This window comes from Nocardia uniformis NBRC 13702 (assembly GCF_001613345.1).
GTDB lineage: Bacteria > Actinomycetota > Actinomycetes > Mycobacteriales > Mycobacteriaceae > Nocardia > Nocardia uniformis.
The window spans coordinates 175,855-186,773 of the sequence record NZ_BDCE01000067.1 but is presented as its reverse complement, the minus strand read 5'-3'; the positions used below and the strand labels follow the sequence as shown (position 1 = coordinate 186,773).

At 66.4% G+C, this 10,919-nt stretch carries 11 protein-coding genes; 7 read left to right on the top strand and 4 right to left on the bottom strand.

What is annotated here, in order from left to right; all coding sequences use genetic code 11:
- The 4 genes from NU1_RS25680 to NU1_RS41755 form a co-directional block, all read left to right on the top strand.
- Positions 1–444, top strand: a 444-nt coding sequence (locus tag NU1_RS25680; protein ID WP_169815138.1) for an acyltransferase, incomplete at its 5' end; no start/stop codon positions are given.
- 137 nt (positions 445–581) lie between these two features.
- Positions 582–1,118: a DUF1697 domain-containing protein gene (locus tag NU1_RS25675; protein ID WP_067525035.1), complete on the top strand. Its 537-nt coding sequence runs from the start codon at positions 582–584 to the stop codon at positions 1,116–1,118.
- Between the two features lie 304 nt (positions 1,119–1,422).
- A complete protein-coding gene (locus NU1_RS25670) occupies positions 1,423–3,426 on the top strand; it encodes a hypothetical protein (RefSeq protein ID WP_169815137.1) in 2,004 nt (667 codons plus the stop codon).
- A gap of 74 nt (positions 3,427–3,500) precedes the next feature.
- Positions 3,501–3,668 carry a hypothetical protein gene (locus tag NU1_RS41755; protein ID WP_157553014.1) on the top strand — a complete coding sequence of 56 codons (168 nt, stop codon included), beginning with the start codon at positions 3,501–3,503 and terminating at the stop codon, positions 3,666–3,668.
- 12 nt (positions 3,669–3,680) lie between these two features.
- On the opposite strand, the gene NU1_RS25665 is transcribed toward NU1_RS41755, so the two are convergent.
- From NU1_RS25665 to NU1_RS25655, 3 genes are read right to left on the bottom strand one after another with little or no spacing between them, the layout of a single operon-like run.
- Positions 3,681–4,943, bottom strand: a complete 1,263-nt coding sequence (locus NU1_RS25665) for a glycosyltransferase family 4 protein (protein ID WP_067525031.1) — start codon at positions 4,941–4,943, stop codon at positions 3,681–3,683.
- Entirely contained in the window at positions 4,940–6,541 is a 1,602-nt protein-coding gene (locus NU1_RS25660; protein WP_084521792.1) for a 1,4-alpha-glucan branching protein domain-containing protein, read from the bottom strand. Before NU1_RS25660 ends, NU1_RS25665 begins: the two co-directional genes overlap by 4 nt.
- The gene (locus NU1_RS25655; RefSeq protein WP_245720305.1) at positions 6,538–7,314 is read right to left on the bottom strand and encodes a class I SAM-dependent methyltransferase; all 777 of its coding nucleotides are present in this window, start codon (positions 7,312–7,314) and stop codon (positions 6,538–6,540) included. Before NU1_RS25655 ends, NU1_RS25660 begins: the two co-directional genes overlap by 4 nt.
- A gap of 188 nt (positions 7,315–7,502) precedes the next feature.
- On the opposite strand from NU1_RS25655, the gene NU1_RS25650 reads away from it, so the two are divergent.
- Together NU1_RS25650 and NU1_RS25645 are read left to right on the top strand one after the other, a co-directional pair.
- Positions 7,503–8,288, top strand: a complete 786-nt coding sequence (locus NU1_RS25650) for an electron transfer flavoprotein subunit beta/FixA family protein (RefSeq protein ID WP_067525029.1) — start codon at positions 7,503–7,505, stop codon at positions 8,286–8,288.
- A 74-nt stretch (positions 8,289–8,362) separates the two neighbouring features.
- Positions 8,363–9,322 carry an electron transfer flavoprotein subunit alpha/FixB family protein gene (locus NU1_RS25645; protein WP_067525027.1) on the top strand — a complete coding sequence of 320 codons (960 nt, stop codon included), beginning with the start codon at positions 8,363–8,365 and terminating at the stop codon, positions 9,320–9,322.
- A 140-nt stretch (positions 9,323–9,462) separates the two neighbouring features.
- Here NU1_RS25645 and NU1_RS25640 read toward each other — a convergent pair whose 3' ends face one another.
- Entirely contained in the window at positions 9,463–9,885 is a 423-nt protein-coding gene (locus NU1_RS25640) for a DUF1707 domain-containing protein (RefSeq protein WP_067525025.1), read from the bottom strand.
- 56 nt (positions 9,886–9,941) lie between these two features.
- On the opposite strand from NU1_RS25640, the gene NU1_RS25635 reads away from it, so the two are divergent.
- Complete coding sequence (locus tag NU1_RS25635; protein ID WP_067525023.1) at positions 9,942–10,907, top strand: aminoglycoside phosphotransferase family protein; 966 nt, start codon at positions 9,942–9,944, stop codon at positions 10,905–10,907.
- Positions 10,908–10,919 lie beyond the last annotated feature (12 nt).

Genomic DNA, 10,919 nt, shown 5'->3' with positions numbered 1-10,919 from the left:
TTCGGCAAGGACAATGTCGTCAACACCTACCTCGATATCGAGATCGGCGAATCCACCCTGGTCGCGGACTGGTGCTACATCTGCGACTTCGACCACCGCATGGACGACATCACCATGCCGATCAAGGACCAGGGCATTGTGAAGAGCCCGGTCCGGATCGGTCCCGACACCTGGATCGCCGCCAAGGTGACCGTGTTGCGCGGCACCCGCGTGGGCCGGGGCTGTGTGCTCGGTGCGCACGCCGTGGTGAAGGGTGATTTCCCGGACTTCAGTATCGCGGTCGGCGCGCCCGCCAAGGCCGTCAAGAACCGCAAGGTGGCCTGGGACGCCGCCGCATCGCAGCGGGCCGAACACCTTGCCGCCCTGGCCGATATCGAGCGCAAGAAGAACGGGGTCGGCAACGGCGGGCTCCCCCGCCTCCCCGAATCTTCAGCGCACGGCTGAGAGCCGTTGACTGTCGTGCACGCGTGCCGGCGGTTGCGTGCCGAGCCGATTGTGGGCGTACCCGACGAGTTACCCCGAACCTTGCGAAATCAGTTGTCACATCGGGACGAGGTCGGGGCGGCGGTACTGTCGGCGGTATGAATCGCTATGCCGCCTTCCTGCGTGGGATCGCGCCGATGAACCCGAATATGAAGAACGACAAGCTGCGCGGCGTATTCGAAGGTCTCGGCCTCGAGGGCGTGGGTTCGGTGCTGTCGAGCGGCAATATCGTGTTCAGCGCTCCCGAAACTGATGTTCCCGCACTGGAATCGCGGATTCAGCAGGCCTTGCAGGACCAACTCGGCATTGGCGGCGGCACCCTGATTCGCAGCAGCGATCAGCTGCGCGCCCTGGTGGAGGCCGATCCGTTCGCCGGTCTGACGCACTGCCGCGAAACCTATCTGACGGTTACCTTTCTGAAGTATCACGTCGAACCCCCGGAGCTCGAGACGACGGAGGTCGACCCGACGGTGCGGGTGGTCGGCTACGACAAGGGAACGCACGCGGTGCTGTGGGTGGTCGACAACAGCACACCGAACACCCCGAAGTTCATGGCCTGGCTGGAGAAGCACCACGGCAAGGACATCACCACGCGCACCTTTTTGACCGTGCAGCGCGTGCTGAAGAAATTGTAATTCTGACCAGTCTGTTAATGCGCTGAATGACAAACTCGTCGGGGTTCGACCTCGGAGAATTATGTGGCATGCTGTCGCCCGATAGTGCCTGTGCAAGTTGAGGTATCTGCCGGAACAAGGGGGTAAGTCCTTGTGGGTTCACTGGGCCGACACGCTGGCCCGCGCGGTGGAACGGCGCGAACGGGACAATTTGGCCCGATTGTGGATGTCGCGCGCCGAATATGACCGAAGTGTCGAATATGACCGAATTCGTTTCGAAAGCTGGGCGCCCGAAGCGGAATACGAGGACCCGAATATTCGGACCGTGCGACAAATCGCCGGATATTATCCGAGCCGCTCCGGGGAGCGGCTGCTGGTACTGGGCGAACCCGGCGCGGGTAAGGCCGTCACCCTGCTGAGCCTGCTGCTCGAATTGCTCGCCGACCGCGATCGCCGACCAACCGAGGAGCGTGGCCCGGTGCCGGTGCGGGTGGATGCGGCGACCTGGAATCCCTTGACGCGCAGCCTGACCGGCTGGCTGGCCGATCGCATAGCCAGCGACCACGGTCTGCGGGTGGGTGTGGTGCGGCGACTGGTCGAGAGCGGCGCCATCCTGCCGGTGCTCGAACGGATCGACGGCATGGACCCACCGGGTCGTGAACCCGTCCGATTGCGTTGCGCCATCGAACAGCTCGACGCCGCGGAATGGCACGACCGTGCCCTCGTCATCGGCTGCGATGCCGACACCTACCAGCGCCTGCGCTCCGACGGCGGCAGACTGGGTTCGGCCACGGTGATCGAACTGCAGCCCATCGGCACCCAGACGGTGCTCGAGCGCCTCAATGAAATGCGCAACGACCCGACCTACGACAGCGATACCTGGAAGCCGGTGGTGTGGCGGCTGGTCGAATCCCCGGACGGCCCACTGGCCCGATCACTGCGCACCCCGGTACATTTCACGCTCGCCGTGAACTTTCTGCGACGCGGCCGACCCGGCGATATCGCCCGGCTGGTGCATGCGAGCAGTGAGGCGGAGGTGGCGTCGGTGCTGCATTCGGCCGTCCTGGCCGCTGCGATCGAGAGCACGCCCCGCGTCGCCTCCGGAACCGACCGCTATGACGAGGGCCAAGTTCACCGCTGGCTGCACGGTCTCGCCGAATACCTCGGTGCGCGACCGCGAGTCGGGCGTATCGACACCGTCTTCGGGCGCGACGACATCTGGGAACTGATCGGCAAACGCACCCGCATCCTGCAGGGCGTCCTGGCGGCTCTGCTCGGATTCATTGTGCTCGGCTACGCCTACGGCATTATGGGCACGCATTACGCCTGCGTTCGGACCCCGTCCGGCGACGGCCTCTTCGGTCTCTTCGGATGGACCTGCACCACACCGGCTTTCGCTCTCGACCCGCTGCTCGTTCCGATGGCCCTGCTGTGCGGAATCGTCAGCTCCGCCCCGACGTGGACGCGCCAGCACTGGTCGCCGGTCGCGAGTATGACCGCGCGTATCGGTGCCACCGCCCTGTTCGCCGGACTGGTGGTGGCGCTGGCGGTCGATATCGCCTGGTGGAATTACCGGCCGATGGAATCGGCGCGCACGCTCGCGATCGGTTTGGCCGTCTCCGCCATCGCGGCCGCCGCGGTGGCGGCGCGGGGCTGGTCGGGCAGTACCTCGCGGCTGGTACAGCGTGCCACCCGTTTCGCGGCGACCGGATTCGTCGTCGGCCTGGTGGTCGCACTGGCCCAGGCGTCGCGTATCGCCGGTGCGGGTTCACCGATCTGGTTGCACGACAGGGTGATTCTGCTCGCCGGGCACGGTCTCGCGGGTGCAGCCGGTGTATGGCCGGTCGTCGCGATCCTGGCCGCACTGCTGGCCTTCCTGGGACCGGTCCTGGAGGTGCGTTTCCTCGAACCCGCGGGTGAACACCGCTGGCTGTTCCAGTGGGGCCGCACCGCCTGGGTCGTATTGCTCACCGCCCTGGCCGGTTTCGCGCTCTGCTACGCCGTCGTGGCCTTCACGACCGACCGCACCGGCCTACACCTCGCCCTGTTCACAGCCGCGACCTCCGCGGTCGCGGTCGGCGGCGGCACCTGCGCGGTCCGCCGAATCCGCTACACCTGCGCCTGCCTGCTCCTGCTCGGCGGCGACCGATTCAGCCCACGCCCAGCCGTTTTCCTGGAATGGGCCCACCGCGCCGGGCTCTTACGCGCCGCCGGCGGAAACTACCAGTTCAGCGACGAGTCCTTCCGCCGCTGGCTACTGGCGAACCCGACCCCACCTCGCAATCACGACCACGACGATTCATCGGAACTAGAGCTCGCGGGCGCGTGATCGGCGAGCCCCCTTCATGGACAATGGGAATGGGGCCACAGCGGTGCGGGGCACCGCGGAATCGGAGGAGCACCATGCGAACACCGACAAGGCAACCAACCATCATCGAATGGTCAGCCCTGGTAGTAGCCGTCATTATCGGATTCGGCGTAGCCACCTACTTCGGCAACCTCATCGCCGGAATCGCCGTCATGATCGCCATCGCCATCATCGGCTCGGGGTTCTTCTACGTCCGGAAGTAGGTATCGGTTTCGTCAGATCGGCTGGTTCGGATCGCGTTCCGGGAGTGGGCGTTCCGCGATCACCGGGCGGGTCAGGGGGATGCGGACGCGGCGTTTTGCGGCCTGGTAGACCAGGGCGGTTTCGGCGGCGACCACATCCCAGGCGAAGTCGGCGGTGAGGCGTTCGCGGGCGGCCCAGGCGCGGTCCTGGGCGGCAGCCTGGTTGTCGAGGACGGAGACTGCGGCGTCGACCAGACCGTTGACGTCGGCTGGTTCGAAGGATGCGCCGGTGACGTCGTCGATGACGAGTTCGCCGAGACCACCTGCGGTCGACGTGACCAAGGGCGTCCCCGCAGCGGCCGCTTCCAGCGCGACAATGCCGAAGGGTTCGTAGCGGCTGGGCAGGACGATCGCGTCGGCGCTGTGCAGCCAGCCCAGCAGATCGGTGTGGTCGAGGCGGCCGACGAAATTGACGGCACGGGCGACGCGGTGGTGGCGGGCGCGTTCGCGCAGCCAGTCGAATTGGGTGCCGACACCGGCGACGGTCAAAGTCGTTCCGGGATGGGCCTTTCGGATACGGGGGAGGGCGGCGATGGCGTCCTGCACACCCTTCTCGTATTCGAGGCGGCCGACGTAGAGCAGACGCGGCGGGCCGGAGCGCGGGGCGCGTTCGCGGAAAGTCCACGCGCCCACGTCGATGCCATTGCGAATGACGGTCAGCGGCGTCCGGTCGGGGCTGTAGAGCCGCTCGACCTCGTCCTGCATGGAGGCCGAACAGGTGATGAGCGCATCGGATTCGTGCGCCAGCCACCATTCGACCGAGTGCACCTGCTTATTGACCCGGCCCGACACCCAGCCGCTGTGCCGCCCGGCCTCGGTGGCGTGAATGGTGGAAACCAGTGGCACGTCATAGAACTCGGCCAGCGCGATACCGGGATGCGCGACCAGCCAGTCGTGCGCGTGCACGACATCGGGGGTCCAGCCCTCACCGACGCCGGGCTTTTCCAGCGCGATCCCGGCCCGAACCATGGCGTGACCCATCGCGAGGGTCCACGCCAGCATGTCCTCGCCGAAGTCGAAGCACGGTGAATCCTCGGCGACCGCGACCACCAGCACCCCGTCCTCGACGAACGAGTGCGTGGGATGGGTGCTCGCGTCGGTGCCCATGGGCCGACGAGCCAGCACCACGACCTCATGTCCGGCCGCCGCTAGTTCGGTAGCCAGGTGATGGACGTGACGGCCCAACCCGCCGACAACGACAGGTGGGTACTCCCACGACACCATCAAGATCTTCATCGGGGTCCTTCTGCGTCCATGCGGCGTCCACGGGGCCCTGCGTGGTTACGCAAGCTGCCTCCTCCGGACTCGTCGTTCCCGCCGAGGGCGGGGCCGAGTCGGCGCGCGTCGAGCGCCGGGAAGAGTCCGTCGGCCGCAGCCCATCCTGCCGCCAACCGCTGTGCTTTGGCGAGTTGCCCGCCGGAAATAGCGGAAGCGATTTCGCGCACGGCGTGTGCGTGCTCATGAGCGCGGTCACGCGCGTAGCCGGCGGCGGAGTCCTTGGAGACCATGAACGCCCAGTCGCTGGAGATGGTGAGGATGGTTTCGCGCAGCAGCTGATCGGCGACCGGATCGCGCAGCCCGTCCTGGTCGGCGCGCATCTTGTCGAGGGTGTCGAGCGCCAGCCGCACGATATCGGTATTGAGGTCGACCAGATCGGCAACCTGGTCCCCGGCCCACACTCGCCAGTCCTTGCCCGAACCCCACGAGGAATCGGCCAATTCGACGCGTTCGCCCACGTAACCACGGTCCCGCGCATCGGCGAGGGTACCGACCGTGACACCGGCTTCGGGCAGTGCGCGCAGCACCTGATCGAGCCACTGCGGGCCCTCGTGCCACCAGTGCCCGAACAGTTCGGTGTCGAACGCGGCCACCACGAGCGCGGGTCGACCGATGCGTTCGGATTCGGAGAACAGGCGTTCGCGCACCGTCGCCACGAAGTCGGCGACATCGCGTTCGATGGCCGCGGCGGCGAGTTCCGGATCGTAGGGAGCCTTGTCCGGCCCGGCGACGGTTTTGCCGGTGACCCGGGCGGGTTTGAGCCCGGAGGCATGATCGTAGTGATGGAAATCACGGTAGTACGGCTGTCCGGGGTACCCGGATTTCGGCGACCAGACGCGATAGGACACGTGCAGATCGCGTCCGAACACCACCGTGTCCGAGTCCCAGACGGGTCGCCCGAGCGAGGTGTCACCGCGCAGTGCGGGCCCGTCGCACATGAAATGGGAGATGCCCGCCGCGTCGTAGTTCTTCTCCATACCGGGTGTGAATCCGCATTCGGGAGCCCAGATACCGGCGGGGGTGTGGCCGACGCGGTGCTGTGCGTCGGCGAGACCTTCGTGCAGCTGATAGGTCCGCAGCCGCTCGTCCAGCAGCGGCTGGAACGGATGAGCCAGGGGACCGCCGAGCAGTTCGATGGCCTCGGCGTCGATCAGCTCCCGCCATACCGGTGACGATCCGTGCCGCCAGCGCGTCTCGAAATCGTCGAGAGCCTCGGTGGCGAGCCGATGTTCGTGCGCGCCGAGTGCGGTATTGCCGGCCATCGACGCCTCGTCGGCGCGCAGCTTCCAGTTGCCCAACCAGTGATGCATGCCCGAGAGGCAGTGCGGGTCATCGAGCTGTGCCGCCAGCACCGGCGTGATGCCGAGGCTCAGCAGATGTGAACGCCCTTCGGCGGCAAGGTTTCTCAGCACCTTCGCTACGGGCAGATAGGTGGCCGCCCACGACTGGTACAACCATTCCTCACCGACCGGCCACCGCCCGTGATGGGCCAGCCAGGGCAGATGTGAATGCAGGACCAGCGTGAACTGGCCTGGAACAGTGGACTTCTCGCTCACTGCGGTTTCACCGCGATAGCGACCAGATCGAGGCTGGCGTCGATATCGGCGGTGCGCAGTTCGAAATCATCGGTGCTCACGGCGGCGACATCCGCGGTCAGCTCGGCGGGCCACGGCTCACCCGCGAGGGCCCGCTCGATCTGTGCGTCGATAATCGAGCCGCCCCACTTGGTGTCTAGCGCGGCCAGTTTCGCGCCGTGGTGCACGCCGGTCATGAGCTCGACCTGGAAACCGGCCTCGACAAGAAGTTCGTCGAGTTCGGCGGCATTGAGTTCGCGGGTGTGGAAGGGGTTCAACGGTGTATCGCGCCCCGGCGAGAAGGTGATCCGGTTGGGTGTGCTGATCAACAGCTGCCCGCCCGGTCGCAGCACCCGCAGGCATTCGCGCAGGAATTGTGCTTGATCCCACAGGTGTTCGATCACCTGGAAGTTCACGACGATATCGACGGAGTCGTTGTCGAGGGGTAGGTCCGCGAGGTTGCCCTGCATCATTTCTACGCGTGGGTAGCGCGCCCGCACGTGCGCGACCGCGGAATCGTCGTAGTCCAGCCCGATTACGCGCTCGGCGACCTCGGCGATCATGTTCGCGCCGTAGCCTTCGCCGGATCCGGCCTCGAGCACCACACGCCCGGCGCAGCGGTCCAGCAGACGGGCGTAAGCGATCTCGTGCCGCCGGAACCAGTAGTTCTCCTCGGCGATGCCGGGCACCGTGCGTTCGCCGGTCAACGGCAGGGGATCGGCGTGGTTTTCGGTGGATACAACGGCATCGCTCACGGCCTCGACGTTAGCGGTTGCCCATATCACAGCGACGGCCGGAGGGGGTCATGGAGAACATCACAGCCTAAGTTACCCGCGAGTAACTTAACATGGGGTAATGTCCTGCGCGAGCTACACATGTGGGACGTACGGACGGTCGTACTACCTCACCCCGTGCCATCAGAACAGGAGGTCGACGAAGACCAATGCCGAACATCGTCGTACTGATCAAGCAGGTTCCCGACACCTGGTCCGAGCGCAAGCTGACCGATGGTGACTACACCCTCGACCGCGAGGCCGCCGACGCCATCCTCGACGAGATCAACGAGCGCGCTGTCGAAGAAGCGCTGCTGATCAAGGAGGCGCAGGGCGGCGAGGTTACCGTCCTGGCCATGGGTCCGGCGCGTACCACCGAGGCAATCCGCAAGGCGCTGTCCATGGGTGCCGACAAGGCCATCCACATTCAGGACGAGGCCGTTCACGGCTCCGACGCCGTGCAGACCGCCTACGTGCTGGCCGCCGCGCTGGGCCAGATCGAGGGCATCGAACTGGTCATCGCCGGTAACGAGGCCACCGACGGTCGCTCCGGCGCCGTCCCGGCCATCATTGCCGAATACCTGGGTCTGCCGCAGCTGACCCACCTGCGCAAGCTGACTGTCGATGGCGAGCGCATCTCGGGCGAGCGCGAGACCGACGAGGGCGTCTTCAAGCTGGAGGCCACCCTGCCGGCCATCGTCTCGGTCAGCGAGAAGATCAACGAGCCGCGCTTCCCGTCCTTCAAGGGCATCATGGCCGCGAAGAAGAAGGAAGTTCAGACCTTCACGCTGGCCGATCTGGGCGTCGACCCGGAGACCGTGGGCGTCGCGAACGCCGGCACCCAGGTGACCGGTGTGACCCCGAAGCCGGCGCGCACGGCGGGCGAGAAGATCGTCGACGAGGGTGAGGGCGGCCAGAACATTGCCACCTACCTGGTCGGCCAGAAGATCATCTAAATAGCCCCCGAGCACAACGGTTGGGGCGCAGTGCTTGCCAGCTCGCCCCCATAGACGCAGCAGGAGAAGGAACAATGGCAGAAGTACTCGTGCTCGTGGAGCACGCCGAAGGTGCGCCCAAGAAGGTCACCTCCGAACTGATCACCGCGGCTCGTAGCCTGGGCACCCCGGCCGCCGTCGTGGTCGCCGGCCCCGGCACCGCCGACAAGCTGGCCGACGCGCTGACTTCCGCCGGCGCCGAGAAGATCTACGTCGCCGAGTCCGACGACGCCGAGGGCTTCCTGGTGACGCCGAAGGTGGACGTCCTCGCCGGCCTGTCCGAGACCGCCGCCCCGGCCGCGATCCTGGTCGCCGCCACCGCCGACGGCAAGGAGGTGTCGGGCCGCCTTGCCGCCCGCATCGGCTCCGGGCTGCTGGTCGACGTCATCTCCATCAATGCCGACGGCTCGGCCCAGCACTCCATCTTCGGTGGCGCGTTCACCGTCGACGCCAAGGCCACCGGCGACGTGCCGGTGATTTCGGTCCGCCCGGGCGCCATCGAGGCAGCCCCCGCGGCCGGCGCCGGCGAGAAGGTCGTCGTCGAGGTTCCGGCCCAGGACGAGGGCGTCACCAAGATCGTCTCGCGTGAGCCGATCGTGGGCGGCGACCGTCCGGAGCTCACCGAGGCCGCGATCGTGGTCTCCGGTGGCCGTGGCGTCGGTTCGGCCGATAACTTCGGCAAGGTCGTCGAGCCCCTGGCCGACGCCCTCGGTGCCGCCGTCGGTGCTTCCCGCGCCGCCGTCGACTCCGGCTACTACCCGGGCCAGTTCCAGGTCGGTCAGACCGGTAAGACGGTTTCCCCGCAGCTGTACATCGCCCTCGGTATCTCCGGCGCCATCCAGCACCGCGCTGGTATGCAGACCTCGAAGACCATCGTCGCTGTCAACAAGGACGAGGAAGCTCCCATCTTCGAGATCAGCGACTACGGCATCGTCGGCGACCTGTTCAATGTCGCCCCGCAGCTGACCGAGGCCGTGAAGACCCACAAGGGTTAAGCGTCTCGCGCTGAGCGCAATCGACACGGCCCCCGTTGGAAACAACGGGGGCCGAGTTGTTTTCGGCCCACCTCGCTCACGACTGACGTCATCCCACGTCATCCCGGCCGACCCCGGCTGAGGTGTCTGGTGAAGCCGGATCAGGTGTACCCGTCACGGCGACGGTTGTCGCGGTTGACGGTGATGCCGATGAAGGTGGGGATGAATAGGGCCAGGCCCCAGGGGACCGCCACCCAGAAGGGCCAGAAGTAGCCCATTCCGGTGGCCAGCCAGATCACGACCATGAGGATGTTCACGAAAACCCAGGGGGTCCACATGATTTTGACCCAGGTGGGGATGGTGCTGGTGTCGCCGGAGCCTGTGGATACACCCTTGCTGGGGCGCTGGGCGGGGAGGTCGGAGACTATGGGGGCCAGTTCACCGTGCGTTTTGGCGGCGTAGACGTCCTGCAGACGGCTGTCGAACTCGTGCAGGGTCAGTCGGCCCTCGTCCATCGCGACTCGTAGTCGGTCGACGATCTTTTCGCGGTCTGCGTCTGATGCTCGCAGGTTCTCGGCGCTCACGATTTCAGGGTAGGTCGATCGCGGGCGGCGTGCGCGACGAATGAGAGGGTGGTGTCATGATCTTGCCTGCCGAGGTGGCTGAGAACATTCGTGAGATCTTCGCCGAGCGCGGGGAACAGTGGTTGGCGGAGCTACCCGGAGTCATCGAGCAGCGCTGCGCCGCTTGGGGTTTGACGGTGATCGGCGCGGCCTTCGGGGGTGGGACGCATTCCTGGGTCGCACCGGTTCGCCGCGCCGACGGATCCGTTGCGGTACTGAAGATTCCGGTGGTGGACCCGGAGAATATCGGCGAGGCCGCCGGAATGTACTGCTATCAGGGTGATGGCGCGGTGCGGCTCTACGAATTCGACCCGAAAACCGGTGCGTTGCTGCTCGAATGGGCGCGGCCCGGAGCGCCGCTGCTGGTGCAGCCGGGATTTCCGAGTCTCGAAGGGCGGCCGGAGCATATCGACAAGGTCGACCTCGCCTGTCGGCTCTATCGGCGACTGCGGCGCGCACCCATCGCCATACCGGACGGCTATCCCGCGCTACCCGAAGCCGCGGGGATAGTGGCGGAATGGGTCGAGTTGTTCACCGACCCCGATCCCGAACTCGCTCAGGTGATTCCGGCGCACCTGCTGGACGCGGCCCGCCTCTGGTGCGAGCGACTGGTGGTGCCCGACGGGCCGCTGCTCATCGTCAATCGCGATACCCACCTCGGCAATATCGTTGCGGCCGAACGCGAGCCGTGGCTGCTCATCGATCCGAAGGCGTATCTGGGTGAGGCCGCCTTCGACGCCGGATTCCTCATTATGATCTCGGTGCAGAGCGCACCCACGCCCGCACATGCCCGCGCCGTGGTCGAACGCATAGCCGCCGGTCTCGGCGTCGACGCCGAACGCGCCCGAGGCTGGGCCTTCATGCGCGCCATGGAGGAGATCGCCTGGGCGCTCGAAGACGAAGAGCCCGAGGATATGCGGCTGCACCTGGCCGTCGCGCACGCCCTGACCGTCCAGTCTTCCCAATCTGCCCTCTCGGAATGACGGGGTCAGGAT

What these genes read in the sequence shown, in the direction of transcription:
- NU1_RS25675 (WP_067525035.1), top strand. Translation starts at nt 582, where the DNA reads ATGAATCGCTATGCCGCCTTCCTGCGTGGGATCGCGCCGATGAACCCG.
- NU1_RS41755 (WP_157553014.1), top strand. Translation starts at nt 3,501, where the DNA reads ATGCGAACACCGACAAGGCAACCAACCATCATCGAATGGTCAGCCCTG.
- NU1_RS25665 (WP_067525031.1), bottom strand. Translation starts at nt 4,943, where the DNA reads ATGAAGATCTTGATGGTGTCGTGGGAGTACCCACCTGTCGTTGTCGGC.
- NU1_RS25650 (WP_067525029.1), top strand. Translation starts at nt 7,503, where the DNA reads ATGCCGAACATCGTCGTACTGATCAAGCAGGTTCCCGACACCTGGTCC.
- NU1_RS25645 (WP_067525027.1), top strand. Translation starts at nt 8,363, where the DNA reads ATGGCAGAAGTACTCGTGCTCGTGGAGCACGCCGAAGGTGCGCCCAAG.
- NU1_RS25635 (WP_067525023.1), top strand. Translation starts at nt 9,942, where the DNA reads ATGATCTTGCCTGCCGAGGTGGCTGAGAACATTCGTGAGATCTTCGCC.